This window comes from Streptomyces sp. NPDC051217, from assembly GCF_044455465.1.
Classification (GTDB): domain Bacteria; phylum Actinomycetota; class Actinomycetes; order Streptomycetales; family Streptomycetaceae; genus Streptomyces.
This window is the reverse complement of the sequence record NZ_JBITEV010000007.1, coordinates 18,843-37,859: the sequence shown is the minus strand read 5'-3', so window position 1 is coordinate 37,859 and position 19,017 is coordinate 18,843. Positions and strand designations below refer to the sequence as shown.

15 protein-coding genes are annotated in these 19,017 nt (G+C 70.7%); 10 read left to right on the top strand and 5 right to left on the bottom strand.

What is annotated here, in order from left to right; genetic code table 11:
• Positions 1–9 precede the first annotated feature (9 nt).
• The 5 genes from ACIBBB_RS17695 to ACIBBB_RS17675 all read left to right on the top strand — a co-directional run bounded on the left by ACIBBB_RS17695 (position 10) and on the right by ACIBBB_RS17675 (position 4,074).
• Positions 10–804, top strand: a complete 795-nt coding sequence (locus tag ACIBBB_RS17695) for an SDR family NAD(P)-dependent oxidoreductase (RefSeq protein ID WP_398982859.1) — start codon at positions 10–12, stop codon at positions 802–804.
• Positions 805–832: 28 nt separating this feature from the next.
• Positions 833–1,288 carry a GNAT family N-acetyltransferase gene (locus ACIBBB_RS17690; RefSeq protein ID WP_398982857.1) on the top strand — a complete coding sequence of 152 codons (456 nt, stop codon included), beginning with the start codon at positions 833–835 and terminating at the stop codon, positions 1,286–1,288.
• A 327-nt stretch (positions 1,289–1,615) separates the two neighbouring features.
• A complete protein-coding gene (locus ACIBBB_RS17685) occupies positions 1,616–2,467 on the top strand; it encodes a glycoside hydrolase family 19 protein (RefSeq protein ID WP_398983385.1) in 852 nt (283 codons plus the stop codon).
• 161 nt (positions 2,468–2,628) lie between these two features.
• Positions 2,629–3,186, top strand: coding sequence for a tyrosinase family oxidase copper chaperone (locus ACIBBB_RS17680; protein ID WP_398982855.1), 558 nt, complete (start codon positions 2,629–2,631; stop codon positions 3,184–3,186).
• Positions 3,187–3,207: 21 nt separating this feature from the next.
• Positions 3,208–4,074 (top strand): tyrosinase family protein, encoded by an 867-nt coding sequence (locus ACIBBB_RS17675; RefSeq protein ID WP_398982853.1) that lies wholly within the window; start codon positions 3,208–3,210, stop codon positions 4,072–4,074.
• Positions 4,075–4,233: 159 nt separating this feature from the next.
• On the opposite strand, the gene ACIBBB_RS17670 is transcribed toward ACIBBB_RS17675, so the two are convergent.
• A complete protein-coding gene (locus ACIBBB_RS17670) occupies positions 4,234–4,506 on the bottom strand; it encodes a chaplin (RefSeq protein ID WP_398982851.1) in 273 nt (90 codons plus the stop codon).
• Positions 4,507–4,727: 221 nt separating this feature from the next.
• On the opposite strand from ACIBBB_RS17670, the gene ACIBBB_RS17665 reads away from it, so the two are divergent.
• From ACIBBB_RS17665 to ACIBBB_RS17650, 4 genes are all read left to right on the top strand, one after another.
• Entirely contained in the window at positions 4,728–6,272 is a 1,545-nt protein-coding gene (locus ACIBBB_RS17665) for an MFS transporter (RefSeq protein ID WP_398982849.1), read from the top strand.
• Positions 6,269–6,985, top strand: coding sequence for a TetR family transcriptional regulator (locus tag ACIBBB_RS17660; RefSeq protein WP_398982847.1), 717 nt, complete (start codon positions 6,269–6,271; stop codon positions 6,983–6,985). Before ACIBBB_RS17665 ends, ACIBBB_RS17660 begins: the two co-directional genes overlap by 4 nt.
• A 148-nt stretch (positions 6,986–7,133) precedes the next feature.
• Positions 7,134–8,861 (top strand): SpoIIE family protein phosphatase, encoded by a 1,728-nt coding sequence (locus tag ACIBBB_RS17655; RefSeq protein WP_398982845.1) that lies wholly within the window; start codon positions 7,134–7,136, stop codon positions 8,859–8,861.
• 262 nt (positions 8,862–9,123) lie between these two features.
• Positions 9,124–12,630, top strand: coding sequence for a phosphodiester glycosidase family protein (locus ACIBBB_RS17650; RefSeq protein WP_398982843.1), 3,507 nt, complete (start codon positions 9,124–9,126; stop codon positions 12,628–12,630).
• Between the two features lie 97 nt (positions 12,631–12,727).
• Here ACIBBB_RS17650 and paaI read toward each other — a convergent pair whose 3' ends face one another.
• The 4 genes from paaI to ACIBBB_RS17630 all read right to left on the bottom strand — a co-directional run bounded on the left by paaI (position 12,728) and on the right by ACIBBB_RS17630 (position 17,150).
• A complete protein-coding gene (paaI, locus tag ACIBBB_RS17645) occupies positions 12,728–13,159 on the bottom strand; it encodes a hydroxyphenylacetyl-CoA thioesterase PaaI (protein WP_398982841.1) in 432 nt (143 codons plus the stop codon).
• A 69-nt stretch (positions 13,160–13,228) separates the two neighbouring features.
• The gene (locus ACIBBB_RS17640; protein ID WP_398982839.1) at positions 13,229–14,605 is read right to left on the bottom strand and encodes a cytochrome P450; all 1,377 of its coding nucleotides are present in this window, start codon (positions 14,603–14,605) and stop codon (positions 13,229–13,231) included.
• A gap of 195 nt (positions 14,606–14,800) precedes the next feature.
• A complete protein-coding gene (locus ACIBBB_RS17635) occupies positions 14,801–16,363 on the bottom strand; it encodes an MDR family MFS transporter (protein WP_398983383.1) in 1,563 nt (520 codons plus the stop codon).
• A 49-nt stretch (positions 16,364–16,412) separates the two neighbouring features.
• Entirely contained in the window at positions 16,413–17,150 is a 738-nt protein-coding gene (locus ACIBBB_RS17630; protein WP_398982837.1) for a TetR/AcrR family transcriptional regulator, read from the bottom strand.
• A 439-nt stretch (positions 17,151–17,589) separates the two neighbouring features.
• Between ACIBBB_RS17630 and ACIBBB_RS17625 the strand changes: the two genes are divergently transcribed.
• Positions 17,590–18,735, top strand: a complete 1,146-nt coding sequence (locus ACIBBB_RS17625) for a fatty acid desaturase family protein (RefSeq protein ID WP_398982835.1) — start codon at positions 17,590–17,592, stop codon at positions 18,733–18,735.
• Positions 18,736–19,017 lie beyond the last annotated feature (282 nt).

Below are 19,017 nucleotides of genomic sequence, written 5' to 3'. Positions count from 1 at the left end.
GAACTGAACGTGCGGATCGACCTCTCAGGCAAGACCGCTCTGGTAACGGGCTCCACCCAGGGGATCGGGGCGGCCATCGCCACCGGGCTCGCCCGTGCCGGAGCCCGTGTCGCGGTGAACGGGCGCTCCGAGGAATCCGTCGCCGCCGCTCTCGACGGTCAGCGTGCCGCGTCGCCCGACGCGGAGTTCCTGGCCGCGCCCGGTGATGTCTCCACCGAGGGCGGCGCGGAGCGGGTCCTCGAAGCCGTGCCGGAGGTGGACATCCTCATCAACAATCTGGGTGTCTTCGGCGTGCGGCCCGCGCTGGAGATCAGCGACGACGAGTGGCGGCGCTACTTCGAGGTCAATGTCCTCTCCGCCGTCCGGCTCACGCGCGGTTGCCTCGCCGGGATGACCGAGCGCGGCTGGGGGCGGGTCCAGTACATCGCGAGCGACTCGGCGATCGTCACTCCCGCCGAGATGATCCACTACGGCGTCTCCAAGACCGCGCTGCTCGGAGTCTCGCGAGGCTTCGCGAAGGCGGCGGCGGGCAGCGGCGTCACCGTGAACTCCGTGATCGCGGGGCCCACCCATACCGGCGGCGTGGAGGACTTCGTCTACGAGATCTTCGACAAGTCCCTTCCCTGGGAGGAGGCCCAGCGCGAGTTCATGGTGAAGTACCGGCCGCAGTCGCTGATCCAGCGGCTGATCGAACCGGAGGAGATCGCGAACATGGTCGTCTATCTCAGCTCGCCTCTCGCGTCGGCCACCACGGGGGCGGCGGTGCGCGTCGACGGCGGATACGTCGACTCGATCGTTCCCTGATTTCTGATTGATGACAGGATGGCTCGCTGTGCAGACCAACACGCTTGTCGTCCGTCGCGCGACACCCGCCGACGCGGCCGACATCTCCGGACTGTGGCTGAGATCCTTCGCGGCCGCCCTCCCGAGCGTCACCCGCCCCCACAGCGAGCAGCAGGTGCACGCCTGGATCCGGGACATCGTCCTGCCGACCCAGGAGACCTGGGTGGCGACCACCGGGGAGACGGTCGTCGGAATGATGGTCATCGAGGGCGGGGACGTCGACCAGTTGTACCTCGATCCCGGCCACCGGGGCTGCGGTATCGGCGCCCGGCTGCTCGACCTGGCGAAGCGCCGCCGGCCGGCCGGACTGTCCCTGTGGACGTTCCAGATCAACGGCCCGGCGCGGCGCTTCTACGAGCGCCACGGCTTCGTCCCGGTCGAGAAGACCGACGGCCGGGGCAACGAGGAGAACGAGCCGGACATCCGTTACAGCTGGCGCCCCTGAGGCCAAGGGCGAGATCGCGTCACATCTGAGGCGCGGAAGCCCCCGCACCGCCCGCGGCCGTTGTGAGTTGTCGGGCGCGGGTCCCGGGCGCCCGCGACGGGCGCGACCGGACATGGCCTGCTCATCCGTACCGAAGCCGCCCTCCGCCGGTCGAACAGCGGGCGGACAGGCCGAATTTGGCCAGTTGGTCTAGACCTTGACAGGTAATGAGGATTCCGGTTTGGTTCCCTCACCCCCATGGCGGCCGTCGTTCACCGACGGCCGCGCGAAGGAGTGAGTCGTTTGCGTCAGCGAATCCTTGCACTGTTCACCGCACTGGTCTCGGCCATGGCCCTCGCGGTGTTCCTGCCTGCCTCGACCTCGGCGGCGGCCACGTCGGCCGCCGCGTGCGTCACCGGCTGGAACGCGTCCACCGTCTACTGGGGCGGCGACACCGCGTCGTACAACGGCCGCAACTACACCGCGAAGTGGTGGACTCAGAACGAGAGACCCGGCACGGTCGACGTCTGGGCCGACAACGGCGCCTGTGGTGGTGGCCCCACGGACCCGCCCGTCCCGGGTGGCTTCGTGGTCAGCGAGGCTCAGTTCAACCAGATGTTCCCGGGCCGGAATTCCTTCTACACCTACAACGGTCTCAAAGCCGCGCTGAGCGCCTACCCGGCCTTCGCGAACACCGGCAGCGACACCATCAAGCGCCAGGAGGCCGCGGCCTTCCTCGCCAACGTCAGTCACGAGACCGGCGGTCTCGTCCACATCGTCGAGCAGAACACGGCCAACTACCCGCACTACTGCGACACGTCGCAGTCGTACGGCTGCCCGGCCGGTCAGGCCGCGTACTACGGCCGCGGTCCGATCCAGCTCAGCTGGAACTTCAACTACAAGGCAGCGGGCGACGCCCTCGGCATCGACCTGCTGCGTAACCCCTGGCTCGTCCAGAACGACGCGGCCGTCGCCTGGAAGACCGGTCTCTGGTACTGGAACACCCAGAACGGTCCCGGCACGATGACCCCGCACAACGCGATGGTCAACAGCCGCGGATTCGGCGAGACCATCCGCAGCATCAACGGAAGTCTCGAATGCAACGGCGGCAACCCCGGTCAGGTCCAGAGCCGGATCGCCAAGTACCAGGCCTTCGTCCAGATCCTCGGCACGACGCCCGGTGGCAACCTCAGCTGCTGAGTCCCGAGCTTCACTACGACAATCGGATGTAGTTCAGAGAACCCTTCCGCGACCTCCTCGTTGACTGGTTCGGGGCAGAGAGCCATCTGCCCCGACCGGATCAGTGTCCGTACCCCGCCGCATCCGTGTGGCGGGGTACGGCCGACGAGTGGAGGTTCGCCATGGGAGGCGGTACCAAGCTGGAGGCGGGGCCCGGCGCCGGGACACGGCTCGTGGAGACGCCGGTTCTCGTGCCACCTCAGTCGCACCAGCCCCATGAACCGCCCGACGCCCGGACGGACGCCGGGACCGACGCCCGGACCGACGCCGTCACGTTCACCGGAGTGAATATCCCTCCGCCCGCGTCACCGCCCGGCCGCACCCGACGCCTCTTCCTGCGCGCGGTGTTCGCCCTCGGGATGATCGGCGGTACGGCAGCGGCTCTGACGCCCATCCTCCGGGCGGACCCCCGCACGCCGGGGTCACCGGGCGCGGACGCGGCGGGCCCGCCGGCCGCGGAGCTCTTCGACGAGATGTACGGCGGCCGGCACATCCAGGGAACGGACGCCGGGGTCCGTATCGACGGCCGACCCCTGCACATGATGCGTCGCGCCGACGGCAGTTACGTCAGCGTGGTCAACCATTTCGAGTCGTTCCCGACGGCCCTCGCGACCGCCCGCGCGGCGGTCGACGACCTCGGCGCCAGCCGGCTCGCGCTCGCCGGACCGACCTTTCACTGACCGCAGGGAGGACCCTCCACGGTGTACATCAGAAAGAATCAGCGGAATCTCACCAGCGCGGAGAAGAAGCGCTTCGTCGCCACGCTCCTGGAGCTCAAACGCCAGGGCGGCTACGACGAGTTCGTCCGCCAGCATGTCCGGTACTACCGGGCCGACGGCGACGACGGGCCCCGGACCGGCCACATGGCGCCGTCGTTCCTGCCGTGGCACCGCAAGTATCTGCTGGAGTTCGAGCGCGCGCTCCAGCGCATCGACCCCAAGGTGACGGTGCCGTACTGGGACTGGACGACCGACAACACACCGGCCGCGTCCCTCTGGTCCGAGGACTTCCTGGGCGGCGACGGGCGTTCGTCCGACGGACAGGTGACGACCGGGGCGTTCGCCTACGCGGCGGGCAACTGGACCATCGACGACGGGGTGCTGGAGCGTAAATACCTCGTGCGCGCCTTCGGCCGCCCTGCCTCCCCGATCGCGCTGCCCACCAAGAACGAACTGGCCTGGGCGATGAACGAGTCGGTCTACGACGCCGCGCCCTGGGACTCCACCGTCACCCGCGGTTTCCGCAACCGCCTCGAAGGCTGGACGGCGGGCAGCGACAAGACACGGTGGCGCAACCACAACCGTGTCCACCGGTGGGTGGGTGGTCAGATGCTGGGTGCGACCGCGCCCCACGACCCGGTCTTCTGGCTCCATCATGCCTTTGTCGACCTTCTCTGGGACCGCTGGCAGCAGCGGCACCCGAAGGCGACCTATCTGCCGAGGCGGAGGCTGGACGACGACGATCCTCAGTCGGGCCGGGCCATCAGCCTGGACGAGCCGATGCCGCCGTGGCGGACGAAGCCGTCGGAGATGCTCAGCCACAAGGCTCTGTACCGGTACGAAGCCTGAGCCCTGTCCCGAGGCGCCCGCCCGGCGCCTCGCGCCGAAGCCCGGTCCCCACGCACAACGGCCTCCCGCATCGAAATGCGGGAGGCCGTTGCCTCATGCCTCAGTCAAGAACCCGCGTCAGGGGCGTACATCAACGACGTACGCCCCGGAGCCGGAGGCTCAGCGGCCGTAGCCGCCGCCGTGGTGCTTGCCGTCGACGTTGATGCAGGTGTTGCCGAACGCCGGGTTGAGCAGGCCGATCACGTCGACGGTGTTGCCGCAGAGGTTGACCGGGACGTGCACAGGCACCTGGATCAGGTTGCCGGAAAGGACTCCGGGCGAACCGACGGCCGCGGCCTCGGCGCCGGCGTCGGCAGCGGCCATACCGGCACCGCCGGCCAGCACGGCGCCCGTGCCGGCGAGAACAGCAGCTGCCTTCGCGATACGCGACATCAAGTTTCTCCTTGAACGTTTCGAGCCCAGCCGCGGGATGCGCGGCCTTCACGCACGTTCAACGCGCAAACTCACCCTCGGTAACGAAATTGATCCAATTGGTGGGAGAAGGGCATGTGACAAAGGGGTGCACGAGTGTTTACCCTCGGGGTGAACACTTGTGCACCCCCCTCCGTCACGCGCCCCCACGGAGGCCGTCGCCACAGATCTACGGAGAGCAGATGCCCGCAGCGCCCATACCGGGGCCGGAACCGGATTCGGAATCAGCGGCGCGGTCCGGGCCGGAATCAGGGCGGGAGAAGGACTCGAAGCCCGAGCCCGTGGAAGGGCGCCGCCGCCGCTTCCTCGTCGCCGTCCTGGCCTTCTGCGGCGTCGTGGTCGCCGTGATGCAGACCCTCGTCGTCCCCCTGCTCCCGCACGTCCCCTCCCTCACGGGCAGCACACCGGCGGCGGCGAGCTGGCTCGTCACGATCACGCTGCTGACCGGCGCGGTCTTCACGCCCGTACTCGGCCGCGTCGGCGACATGTACGGCAAGCGCAAAGTCCTCATCGCGTCGCTGGGTGTGCTCGTCGCCGGTTCGGTCCTGTGTGCTCTCAGCTCCCAGATCGGTGTGCTGATCGCCGGCCGGGCCCTCCAGGGCGCGGCGCTCGCCGTCGTACCGCTCGGCATCAGCATCATGCGCGACGAACTCCCGCCGGCCAGGCTGCTGTCCTCCGTCGCCCTGATGAGCTCGACCCTCGGCATCGGCGCCGCCGTCGGACTGCCGGTCGCCGCCCTCGTCGTCCAGAACTTCGACTGGCACACCATGTTCTGGGCCTCCGCCGTCCTTGGACTGGTCGACATCGTGCTGGTCCTGTGCTGCGTCCCGGAGTCGCCCCTCCGCTCCCGGGGCCGGTTCGACGCCGTCGGCACGCTCGGCCTCTCCGTCACCCTCGTCAGCCTGCTGCTCGCCGTCACCCAGGGCGCGGACTGGGGCTGGGCCTCCCTGCCCACTGTCGGCCTCCTCGTGGCCGCGCTCGCCGTCGGGCTGCTCTGGGGCGCGTACGAGCTGCGCACCACGTCCCCCATGGTCGACCTGCGGGTGTCCGCACGCCCCGCCGTGCTGCTGACGAACATCGCCGCCCTGCTCATCGGATTCGCCTTCTACGCGAACTCCCTGGTCACCGCGCAGATGGTGCAGGAACCCACGAGTACTGGCTACGGTCTCGGAGGCTCCATAGTCGTCGGCGGACTCTGCCTGCTGCCCGGTGGTCTCGCGATGGTGGCGCTGTCGCCGGTCTCGGCCCGGATCTCCGCGAAGTACGGTCCGAAGACAGCTCTGGCGCTCGCCGCCGCGGTGATGGCCGCGGGGTATGTCGTGCGCTTCTTCACGAGCCACAGCCTGTGGCCGATCATCGGCGGCGCGACGGTCGTGGCGGCGGGCACCGCCATCGCCTACTCGGCCCTGCCCGCCCTCGTCATGCGCGCGGTGCCGGCGGGGGAGACCGGCGCCGCCAACGGCCTCAACACCCTGATGCGGTCCGTCGGACAGGCCTTCTGCAGCGCCGTGGTCGCCGCCGTGCTCGCCAACATCACCTTCCAGGCCGCCGGACGTACGGCACCCACCCTCCACGCCTATCTGCTGGTCTTCCTCATCGCCGCGGGCGCGGCCGTCCTCGCCCTGGCGGTCACCCTCTGCCTGCCGGGCCAGGCCCTGGCTTCCAAGGCGGGTACGGTCGAGAAGGAGCACGCAGCAGGCCGAAGGTTCGCCGAGGAGGGCGCATGACGACCGGACATGCCGCCTCGCCCGACGAGGCGACGGACCCGGGCGAGGACCCCGGCGCGGGCTCGGGCTCCGGCCCCGACCCGGGCGCGGCCCCGGACCCCGCCGCCGACTCCGGCGCCGACCCCGGCACGGGTCGTTTCGCGATTCTGCGGGCCGCCCGCCGCGCCTTCACCCAGCGCCCGTACGCCGAGGTGACCATGCGCGGCATCGCCGCCGACGCGGGCGTCAGCGCCTCGCTCATCGTCAAGCGCTTCGGCACCAAGGAACGGCTCTTCAACACCGTCGCCGACTTCGGCCCGGCCGCCGACCGGCTCTTCGCCGCGCCGCCCGCGGACCTCGGCAGGCACCTCGTACTGACCATCGTCCGGCTGCGCCGCGAGAACCTCTCGGACCCCCTGCTCCGCGTCGTCTTCTCCCTCGGCAACATGGACGAGCGGACTCTGCTTCGGGAGCGCTTCCGCGAGCAGGTCACCGCCCGGCTGGCCGGTCTCATCGACGGGCCCCGGCGTGAGCTGAGGGCGGAGCTGATCACCGGCCAGCTCCTCGGGCTCGGCGCGACCCTCAGCCTCCACCGCCCCGGCGCAGGCGAGCTCGCCACCGCCGAAGAACTGGCGGACCTGTACGCTCCCGCCCTCCAGCTGCTGATCACCGGGCACCTCGGCCCCTCGGACGGTGCCCGGCAGGCCGACGAGCCCGGTGGAGCCGACCGCTGAGCAGTCGCGGAACGTCGCGGTGCCTCGTACCGTACGTACCGACCCGTATTCCCCGCTTGCGGTCCATACGGGTGATGCGCGCACAATTGACAGCAGAAGCCGCCGACCGTGAACGACCCGCCGTGCCCGCGACTGGGAAGAGGGGCCCGTGAGTGCCGAACCGCCGCCCGGCCCTCCCCCTCCCGGGCCCACCGACTCGTCCGAACTGGACTGGCCGGCCGATCCGGGTGTGACGCTCGCCCACAACCGCATGGGCAGCTTCGACATCGATCTCCCCAGCGAGGCGATGCATCTGGACCCGGGCGCGCTCAAGGTGTTCGACCTGCGCCCCGACGAGTTCCAGGGCGACATGGCCGTCGCCAGCCGGGTGCCGCCGGAGGAGCTGGAGCGGTTGAACACGCTGATCCGGCGGTCGGTCAAGGGCGGCAAGGATGTCTACGGCGCGTACTTCCAGATCCACTGCCGCGACGGATCGCCCCGCTGGCTCCACACCCAGGGCCACCTCCTGCGCAACGCGGAAGGCGTCGCTTACCGGGTCATCGGCATAGTGCGTGACGCCACCCGGGAGCTGGACGACGCCGCCAAGCGCATCGAGCTGGTCGAGACCCGTCGGCGGCTCACCGGCATGGTCCGCAGGGTCACCGCCCTGCTGGCCCGCGCGACGACCGTGAACGATGTCACCGACGCGCTCAAGGACACCGAGGCGCTCAGCAATCTCGGCGCGGTGAGCGTGATGCTCGGGATCGTCGAGAAGGGGCGCGTCCATCTCGTCAGCGAGGGGCGCATCGGGCTGTACGTCCCGGAACTGCAGTACACGCGGATCGACGGGAAATTTCCGATGAGCGAGGTCGTCCGCACGCTGCGGCCCCGCTACATCACCTCGCGCGACGAGTTCCGGCGCTGCTTCCCTCCGCTCTGGGAACACATCGAACATCTTCCGGTCGCGTCGGGCGCCTATCTGCCTCTGATCGCCCAGGGCAGACCCATCGGTGTGCTCGGCATGCTCTACTCCCGGCACGGCGGCTTCACCGGCGAGGAGCGCAACCTCCTGATCACGCTCAGCAGCAGCATCGCCCAGAGCCTCCAGCGCGCGATGCTCTTCGATCAGGAGCACGATCTCGCCGAGAGCCTGCAGCAGGCGATGCTGCCGCACCGTATCCCCGAGGTCCCCGGCGCGGAGATCGCGTTCCGCTACCGCGCGGCCAGGGCCGGACGTGACGTCGGCGGCGACTGGTACGACGTGATCCCGCTGCCCGGCAACCGGGTGGGTCTGATGATCGGCGACGTCCAGGGTCACGACACGGACGCCGCCGCCGTGATGGGACAGCTGAGGATCGTGCTGTGGGCCTACGTCTCCGAGGAGCACTCGCCCGCCACGGCGATGGCCCGCGCCTCCACCTTCCTCCACGAGCTGGACACCGAGCGCTTCGCCACCTGTACGTATGTGGAAGTCGACCTGTCGACAGGAGGGCTCCAGATCGTCCGGGCGGGGCACCTCGAACCGATGGTGCGCTGCGGCGACGGCAGTTGCGTCACCCTCACTACCGAGGGCGGCCTGCCCCTGGGGATCGCGGACGGTGCCGGCAGGCGCGGCGCCGTCGACTACCCGGTGACCCGGGCGAATTTCGTTCCCGGCGAGACCCTGCTCATCTACACCGACGGCCTGGTCGAGCGGCCGGGAGCCTCGCTCGACGCGGGCCTCGACCGGCTGGCGCGAGCCGTACAGGACGGTCCGGACGACGTCCAGGAACTGGCCGACCGGCTGGGCGGCATGGTGGGGGAGCACGGCGGCGGCGACGACGTGGCCCTGCTGCTGATGCGCTGGGTCCCGCAACGCGCGGCGTACCACGGACCGGCCACGACAGGCGCCCGGTAGCTCCTGGCCGACGACAGCTCCTGGCCGACGACGCGAGGGTCCGGCGGTGCGTCGGGCACCCCGCGCGCTCATCTGACGCATCATCAGTTGCTTGAGCGGGTACGTCACTGGACCCCGCGGGCAGTCCCACGTCACTTCCACGGTGCCCCTTGTTCGCCCCGACGTGTCCGCGAACCTCTGGCGAACCAGGGCACACACGGCGATGCTGGGCGGCTGACAGCGCTTACCACCAGCGCCAACCACCCATACAACAGGAGAACTTGTGGGTCCAGGCACTGCCCGCCGATCCGTCGTGCTGCTCGCGGCGGTCACCGCACTGACGACGGGAGCCATCGCCCCGTCCGTCGCCGACTCCACCCCCGACCCCCGTCCCCACAACGCCGCCGAGGTACTGCGACCCGTCGCGCCACCACCGGCCAGCAGACCGGCGGGCGCACCCAGATCCGTCGTCGACGGCGACGGTATCGAGACCGCCCGCAGCTCCCGGCCCGTCGCGCCGGGCGTCAGTCTCACCTCGTACGACCGTCTCGAATCCGACAAGTGGCTGCGCGTCGACTCGCTCTCGGTCGACCTCGACGGCCGCGGCGTCCGGGCCGACTACCTCTCCTCGGGAAAGGTCGCCGACCGCCGCAGTGTCTCCGAGCTAGCCGCCGGGCACGACTCCGGCGAGGGCCGCCGCACCGTCGCCGCGATCAACGCCGACTTCTTCGACATCAACGAGACCGGCGCGCCGCAGGGCCCCGGCATCAAGGACGGCGCGCTCACCCAGTCGCCCGCCGCCGGCGCCAACCGGGCCATCGGCATCGGCCCCGAGAACGCCGGGCGCGTCCTGGAGCTGTACTTCGACGGCACCCTGACGCTGCCCGGCGGACCGCATCCCCTCACCGCCTACAACGCCGCGAACGTGCCCGCCGGTGGCATCGGCGCCTACAACGCCGCCTGGGGCCAGGCCAACCGCGCGCTCACCGTGGACACGGCGACACCGGTCGCCGAGGCCGCCGTACGTGACGGCAAGGTCGTCACCGTCACCGACAAGCCCGGCACCGGCCCGATCGAGCCCGGCACCACCGTCCTGGTCGGGCGGGAAGCCGGCGCCGTACAGCTCAAGGCCCTGCGCCCCGGCGACCCGGTGACCATGGAGTACAGCCCGCGCACCAACGGCGGGCCCCTGCCGCGCACCGCCGTCGGCGGACGTGAACTCCTCGTCGTCGACGGAGTGGCGCAGAACCACGAGGGTCAGGGCAACAACACCGCCGCGCCCCGCACCGCCGTCGGATTCTCCGAGGACGGCAGCGAGATGCGCGTCATCACCGTCGACGGCCGACAGGCAGACAGTGGCGGTGTCACCCTCACCGAACTCGCCGTGATGATGAAGGAGGCGGGCGCGTACAACGCGCTCAACCTCGACGGCGGAGGCTCCTCCACGCTCGTCGCCCGCGAACCCGGCAGCGACGCCCTCCAGGTGGAGAACGCCCCCTCGGACGGCAGCGAGCGCACCGTGCCCAACGGCCTCGCCCTCACCGCGCCCGACGGCAGCGGACGCCTCGACGGCTTCTGGGTCGAGACGCGTACGCCCGCCGGCGCCGCGCCCGGTGACGACCCCGTCAAGGGCGGCCACCCCGAACGAGTCTTCCCCGGACTGACCCGCGCCCTCACGGCGGCCGGCCACGACGAGACGTACGGCCCCGCGAAGGGCGACCCGCGCTGGCGGACCGAACGGTCCTCGGTCGGCCGGGTCGACGACGGCGGGCTGTTCACCGCCCGCCACAGCGGCACCACCGAGGTCCACGCGGAACGCGGACGCGCCGACGGATCCATCGAGTTGACGGTCCTCGACGACCTCGCGCGGATCCGGCCGACCACCACGCGCGTCGGCCTCGCCGACGGCGGGGCGACCGGCACCTTCGGCATCGTCGGCCTCGACGAGCACGGCGCCTCCGCGCCCGTGGAGCCGCGCGACGTGAAACTCACCTACGACCATGCCCTCTTCGCCATCGCCGACGACGGCAAGGGCTCCTTCACCGTCAGCTCCAGGACGGGCGTCGGCGCCGGACTCATCACGGCGAACGTCGGCGGCGTCACCACCGCGCTCGCGGTGAGCGTCGGACTTGAGGAGCAGCAGGTCTCGGCCTTCGACGACGCCGCGAACTGGAAGTTCAGCCACGCCCGCGCCGCCGGTTCGGTCGCCGCGACACCCGAGGGCCAGACCGGTACCGGTCTGACGCTGACGTACGACTTCGGACTCTCGACGGCGACCCGCGCCGCGTACGCGAGCCCGCCCCAGCAGATCCCCGTGCCCGGCCAGCCGCAGTCCTTCAAGCTGTGGATCAAGGGCGACGGCAAGGGTGCCTGGCCGACGCTGCACCTCAAGGACGCGGCCGGGTCCGACCAGCTGCTCCGCGGGCCGTACGTCACCTGGACCGGCTGGCGGCAGGTGACCTTCGCGGTGCCGCAGGGGGCCGCGATGCCGCTGTCCGTGTTCCGCTTCTATCTCGCGGAGACCGCGGCGGACAAGCAGTACACCGGAGAGATCGTGATCGACGGGCTGACGGCCCAGGTGCCGCCCACCGTCGAGGTGCCCGAACAGCGGCCCGCCGCCGACCCGTTGATCGACCCTGCCGCCGAGACCGAGGGCAGGGACTGGCAGTTCGCCGTGATGTCCGACGCGCAGTTCGTGGCCCGCGAGCCGGACAGCGCGATCGTCCGGCAGGCGCGGCGCACACTGCGTGAGATCAAGGCGGCTGAGCCCGACTTCCTCGTCGTCAACGGCGACCTGGTCGACGAGGGCTCGCCCGCGGACCTCGCGTTCGCGCGGCGCGTGCTCACCGAGGAGCTGGGTGACGAACTGCCCTGGTACTACGTGCCGGGCAACCACGAGGTGATGGGCGGGAAGATCGACAACTTCGTCGGCGAATTCGGCCCCGCGCAACGGGTCTTCGACCACGGCGGAACGCGCTTCGTCACGCTCGACACCTCCAGTCTCTCCCTGCGTGGCGGCGGCTACGCCCAGATCAAGGCCCTGCGTGCCCAGTTGGACGCGGCGGCCGACGACTCCCGCGTCAGCTCCGTGATGGTCATCGAGCATGTGCCGCCGCGCGACCCGACCGTGCAGAAGGGCAGCCAGCTCGGCGACCGCAAGGAGGCCGCGCTGCTGGAGAACTGGCTCGCCGACTTCCGCCGTACGACCGGCAAGGGCGCCGGCTTCATCGGCAGCCACGTCGGCGTCTTCCACGCCTCGCGCGTCGACGGCGTCCCCTATGTGATCAACGGCAACTCCGGGAAGAATCCGGCGGCCCCGGCCGACGAGGGCGGCTTCACCGGCTGGTCGCTCGTCGGCGTGGACCAGGTCTCCAGGAGCGAGCAGTCCGAGGCGCGGCGCAAGCCGTGGGAGGGCGGGCCCGACTGGGTCTCCGTACAGACGCGTGCGCACACCGACGCGCTGGCGCTCGACGCGCCCGGGACGCTGGCGCCCGGAGACGAGGCGGCGGTCGAGGCGACCGTCACGCAGGGGACCAGGGAGGTGCCGGTCGGCTTCCCGATGAGCGCGGACTGGTCGGGCTCACCGAACGTCCACATCGGTGACCCGGACAAGGCCGACCGCCGTGACGTGGCGGCCTTCGACCCGGCCACCGGGACGCTCACGGCGCTGCGGCGGGGCTCGGCCACGCTCGCGGTGACGGTCAATGGCGTGATGGAACGCGCCGAGATCCGGATCGCGGCCGGCAACGCGGCGGCCGGCGGGGCCGCGGCGGAGAGACCCGCCGCGTAGTACGGAGTACCCCACGAAGCGGGGCCCGCGTCCGGCGCTGGGTGCGGGCCCTTCCTCGTGCCCGGGAGAGGCCCTGAGGACGCGACTGCGCCCCGCGTCAGGTGCGCAGCGCGCGGCTGCGCCCCCGGAACTCGGCCAGTACGTCGTCCCCGCGCGTGACCGTGACGTCGTAGATGCCGCCGCGCCCGAGCCGGGTCCGCTCCCGCGCGGTCGCGGTCAGGACATCACCCTCGTGTGCGGGGCGTACGAAGTCGATGTCGGCGCCCGCCGCGACGGTCACCGGGCCATGGCTGTTGCAGGCACACGCGAAGGCGCTGTCGGCGAGGAGGAAGAGATAGCCGCCGTGGGCCGTGCCGTGCCCGTTCACCATGTCGGCGCGCACGCTCATCCGCAGCGTCGCCCGGCCGGGACCGGTCTCCACGAGGGCGATGCCCAGACTCCGCGCGGTCGGATCGGCGGCGAAGTACTCCCGGCCGGCTCCGGAAGCGGCGGCCGCGTCGTGGCCGGGGCGCTCACCTGCGATGTCCATGCGCCCGATCGTAGTGCCGGGCCCCGGTCGCTCCGCCGGGCCCGCCCACGGGGGCGCCCCGGCGGACAGTCAGGCGCTCCGGAGTGTCGCGCGCACCGGGCGCCCCGGCTGGAGTGTGAGGCCCGTCCTGGGCGGGATCTCACCCGGGTCCAGGTCCAGACGGAACCGCTGCGCGAGCGTGGCCAGCACCAGCACGGCCTCGACCGTCGCGAAGCGCGCGCCGAGACAGGCCCTGGCGCCGCCCCCGAACGGGAACCACGCGTGGTCCGGCACCGGCGCCGCCCCCTCGTCCCACCGCTCGGGCCGGAACGCGTCCGGCTCGGCGAACCACCGCGCGTCGCGCTGCGCGCTCCACTGGCTCGCCCAGAGCACGGTCCCCTCCGGGACCGGCCGCCCGCCCAGCGTCGACCCCTCCTTCGCGATGCCCGTCATCAGCCACACGGGCGGGTAGAGCCGCAGCGTTTCCCTGATGATCTGCTCCGTCCAGCGCAGCTCCTTGAAGTCGTCGTAGCCGGGCGTACGGCCGTCCAGGACGGTGGCCAGCTCGTCGGCGAGACGCTGCCGCGCCTCCGGATTGCGCGAGAGCAGGTACCAGGCCCACGTCAGCGTCGTACCGGTCGTCTCGTGGCCGCCGATGTACAGCGTGACGGCCTCGTCCCGGATCTCCTTGTCGGTCAGCCGGCCGCCCTGTTCGTCGCGGGCGGCGAGCAGCCTGCTCAGGAGGTCGTCGCGGTCCGCGCCGCTCCGGTGCCGCTCCTCGGTCACCCGGTTCACCTCGCTGTCGATGACCGCGACGGCCTTCTTGAGCCGCTGCCGTCCCGGCGTCGGTACCCACGGCGGCAGGAAGAGCGTGAGCCCCCGGAACTCGTCGCCGATGGCCGCCTGCGCGATGTCCATGGCCGGACCGATGGTGCCTTCGCGGCCCGCGGTGTCCGTGCCGAAGAGGGTCCGCACCGCGATGCGCTGTGTCAGGCCCAGCATGTCCCGCCGTACGTCGATGTGGCCACCCGGTTCCCAGGTGTCGGCCAGCGAGGACGCGCAGTCGACCATGGTCTCCGCGTAGGCCCGCACCTGGCGGGGCCGGACCACCGGCTGGACCAGGGCGCGCTTACGCCGCCACGCGGCGCCCTCGGAGGTGACGACACCCTCGCCGAGCACCAGCTTGAACGCCCAGCCGAGTTCGGGATGGCGGTAGTTCGTCTCGACCCCGGCGAGCAGTTCCCCGATGTGCTCGGGCTGCGAAAGGAACAGCGCGCGCTGCGGACCGAGCCGCCAGGAGACGACATCGCCGTGGCCGCGCAGCCTGGCGAAGAAGCCGAGCGGGTCGCGCGAGAAGGCCGGCAGGTTGCCGATCAGCGGCAGCTGCCTGGGGCCGGGCACCGGCGTGGCGGGAAGACGCGGTGCGGGCGTGTCATGGCCGGTCGGGGAAGACGTACCGGTACTCATCTGAGGTCCTTGGCGCTGGGGGAGGCGTACTGATGTCCGTACGGTTGCCAGCCAAGCCGCCACGCGCGGCCGGCGCCAGACCACATTCGGCCCGTGGTCGCCCGATCCCGGGCCGGAACGCGAGCGAGGGCAGCCGTTCCGCTCACCACCGGACGGCGGCGAGCGGAACGGCTGCCCTCGGACAGTCCCGTCGGCTCAGCTCACGGGCGTCGGTGACGACGGCTTGTCGCCGTCCGCCACTGCCTGCTTCGCCTCCTCGGCGAGCCGTTCCATACCGCTGGTCGTCTTCAGCGGCTTCTCCTTGATGAACACCACGACCACCAGCGCGAGCGCGGCGAACGGGGCGGCCACCAGGAACAGGTCCGCCGTCGCCAGCCCGTACGCGTTCTCCACGATCTCCCGCATCGGCTCGGGGAGTTTCGTCATGTCCGGCACGGCTTCGCTCGATCCGCCGGACGCCGTCCCCTCCGTGCCCAGACTCTTGGCCAGTTCCGAGGCCACCCGGTTGGCGAGAATCGCGCCCAGGACGCTGGTGCCGATCGTGCCGCCCATGCTGCGGAAGAACGACAGGACGGAGGTGGCGGCGCCCAACTCGGAGGCGGGGACGTCATTCTGGGCCGCGAGGACCAGATTCTGCATGAGCAGACCGACCCCGACACCGAGGACGGTCATGTAGAGGCTGAGCAGCCCGAAGCCGGTGTTGGCGTCGATGGTCGACAGCATGGCCAGCCCGGCGGTCATGGTGATGCCGCCCGCGATCAGATACACCTTCCACTTGCCGGTGGCGCTGATCATCTGGCCCGCGACGGTGGACGACACGAGCAGACCCAGGATCATCGGCAGACCCATCAGCCCCGCCACGGTGGGCGACTTGCCGAGCGCGATCTGGAAGTACTGCGACAGGAAGACGGTGCCGCCGAACATCGCGACACCGACGAGCAGGCTCGCGATCGTGGTCAGCGTGACGGTGCGGTTGCGGAAGATGGTGAGCGGGATGACCGGCTCCGGCACCCGCGCCTCCACATAGACCGCGGCGACCAGCAGCAGCAGACCACCGCCGGTCAGCGCGGCCGTCTGCCAGGACGCCCAGTCGAACTGGTTGCCCGCCAGGGAGGTCCAGATGAGGATCGCCGAGACACCGGCGACGATCAGGAACGCGCCCAGGTAGTCGATCTTCACGTCCCTGCGGACGGTGGGCAGGTGGAGCGTGCGCTGGAGCAGCGCGATCGCCAGCAGCGCGAACGGCACACCGATGAAGAAGCACCAGCGCCAGCCGAGCCACGACGTGTCGACCATGACGCCACCGACCAGCGGCCCCGCGACGGTGCCGACGGCGAACACCGCGCCGAACATGCCCGCGTACTTGCCCAGCCGGCGCGGCGGGATCACGGCCGCCATCACGACCTGCGCGAGCGCGGTCAGACCACCGGCGCCGATGCCCTGCATCACCCGGCTGAAGATCAGCAGCTCGACGCCCTGCGAGAAGCCGGCCAGCAGCGAGCCGACGACGAACATGCCGAGCGAGAGCTGGAGCAGCAGCTTCTTGTTGTAGAGGTCGGAGAGCTTGCCCCACAGAGGCACCGTCGCGGTCATCGCGAGCAGTTCGGAGGTGACGACCCAGGTGTACGCGGACTGGCTGGCGCCCAGGTCGGCGATGATGCGCGGAAGCGCGTTGGCCACCACGGTGCCCGCCAGGATGGCGACGAACATGCCGGCCATCAACCCCGACATGGCCTGGAGTATCTGCCGGTTGGTCATGGAGGTGGGCGCCTGGTCGGGCGCCTCGATTGCGGTCAAGGTGGCCTTCTTACGATTCCGTGGAACGGCCGTCGGACGGACGGTCGTCGGTCTGTCCGGGCGGCTGGGGCAGCCCGGAGGACAGGTGCGTGAAGACGTCCCGGAAGATGTCGGGGAACGTCATCGGCGGGGAGTGGGCGTACCAGTGCTCGATGGCGACGCGTACGGCCGTGCCGGCGACGGCGGCGAGCAGCCGGGGGTACAGCTCGATGTCGGCGTCGTCACAGAGCTTGGCTCCGTCGCCCGGGTCGGCCTCGGTGCCGGCCTCGGCAGCGGCTTCCGTACCGGCGCGAGGGCCGAGCCGGCGGGCGATCGTCCGGGCCAGGTCGCGTTCCTCGGCCATGTGCAGGCCGAGGCCCCGGGCGAGCAGATGCGGGGACTTCCGCAGGACCTTGGCGCGCAGGCTCCACACCTCGTGCTGGCGCTCGACGTCGGCCAGTTCGCCGGCCATGGCCTCACGTACCGCTTCGAGGGGAGGCAGCTCGGCGGGGGCGTCCCGGATCGCACGCCGGATCCGCCCCCCGACGTCGGGGTCGGCCATGACGAACGCGTCGTCGTGGCTGTCGAAGTAGTTGAAGAACGTCCGCGGGGAGACACCGGCGGCGTCGCTGATGGCCTCGACGGTGACGTTCTCCGCCCCGTGCTCGGCGGCGAGGCGTACGGCTGCCTCGGCCAGCGCCGCGCGCGTGGCCTGCTTCTTGCGCTCCCGGAGACCTGTCCGGGCACCCTTGGTCGTCACACTTTGCATGGTATGCAAATGTGCAGGCCCTGCAAAATTATTACCCGCCAACCGGCGCGGGGGATTCGGCACAGCCGGATCCGCGCAGTTCAGAAACTGTTTGCGGTCACTTGTTCGTGCGGTGTAAGAAGCACAATTCGCGCGCAGGCTACACTTACCCAGAGGAGACCCCAGCCCCTGACTACCCGCTGCCCCAGAGTGTGGGCAGCAGCACTGGTCCTCGGTGAGGACGTCAGCGGCATTCGCAGCGGCCATACCCAGTTGTCGCGTCGCCGGAGTGGTCCATTTCCGACCCCGCATACGGCCATCGGGCTGTGTGCCGCAGTTGCCCACCCGTCCACGACCGGCAGCGACGTCCCCCTGGGCTTGTGTTCCTCACCGGCCACCCTGCCTGCCGAGCCGTCATACACCGGCACACGGTCGTGACACATTCGAAAGGCGTGGCCGCATGTCAGTCAACACCGTCAGTACCGTGGAGGATTCCGCGGTATTGGAACCAGGCGCCGATTTCGCGGGTGAGGCCGCGAATCAGGCGTGCAGGGAGACGGGCAGCGATTTCGCCCGCCTCTCCAAGAAGATCATGGCGGCCGGTCTGATGCGACGCCGCCCTTGGTACTACACCCTGCGCCTGGGCATCGTCACCGCCCTGTTCGCCGGCGGCTGGGTCGCCTTCGCGCTCGTCGGTGACAGCTGGTGGACGCTCGCCGTCGCCGCCTTCCTCGCCGTGGTCTTCGGCCAAGTCGCCCTCGTCGCCCACGATGTGGGCCACCGTCAGGTCTTCCGGCTGCGCAAGGCCAGTGTGCGCGCCGGCAAGATCGCCGGGAATCTGGCCATCGGCATGGGTTACGGCTGGTGGCAGGACAAGCACTCCAGGCACCATGCCAACCCCAACCACGAGGAGTTGGACCCGGACGTGGTCCCCGACATCCTCGTATGGACCCAGGGGCAGGCCAAGGAAGCCAAGGGGCTTCCCCGCTTCATCGGCCGTTCGCAGGCCTTCCTGTTCTTCCCGCTCCTCACTCTTGAGGGCTTCAACCTGCATGTCGCCGGTGTTCGCGCGCTGGCCAACCGCTCGCTGAAGCAGCGGACTTCGGAGGGCATCCTGCTCTTCACGCACTTCGCGGTCTACCTCGGCGCGCTGTTCGTGGTGCTGCCGCCGGGCAAGGCGATCGCCTTCCTCGCCGTCCACCAGTGCCTGTTCGGTCTCTACCTGGGCTCGGTCTTCGCGCCCAACCACAAGGGAATGCCCACTCTGTCCGGCGACGACCGCCCGGACTTCCTGCGGCGCCAGGTTCTCACCTCCCGCAATGTGCGCGGCGGTTGGTTCACCGACATCGCCCTCGGCGGGCTCAACTACCAGATCGAGCACCACCTGTTCCCGAACATGCCGTCCCCGCAGCTGCGCCAGGCGCAGCCGATCGTCCGGCAGCACTGTGAGGAACTGGGCGTCAGCTATCTGGAGACCAGCCTGATCACCTCGTACAGCCAGGCCCTGCGCAGCCTGCACGACGCGGGCGCCCCGATCAGGGCGGCGGCGACCGGCGGGACCGGCCGGGAGCCGGACGCGAGGGAAGACGTCAAGGTCGACGCCTAGGGCGTCTCCGCGGGCGCGACGTTCAGGCCGTCGGGTCCGAACCTGTCCTGAGATGAACGACGTTGGACTGCTCGCCGTAGACGAAGGCGCGTACGCGGTACGAGGCCCGCTTCTCCTCGGGCAGGGTGATCAGTCCGAACGAATTGATGTCCGGATCCAGCAGTGGGGGGGGGGGGGGGGGGGGGGGGCGGGGGCGGGCGGCCCCCCCCCCCCGGGCCCCCGCCGGCCCGGGGGGGGGGGGGGCCCGGCCCCCCCCCCCCCGGGGGGGGGCGGCCGGGGGGC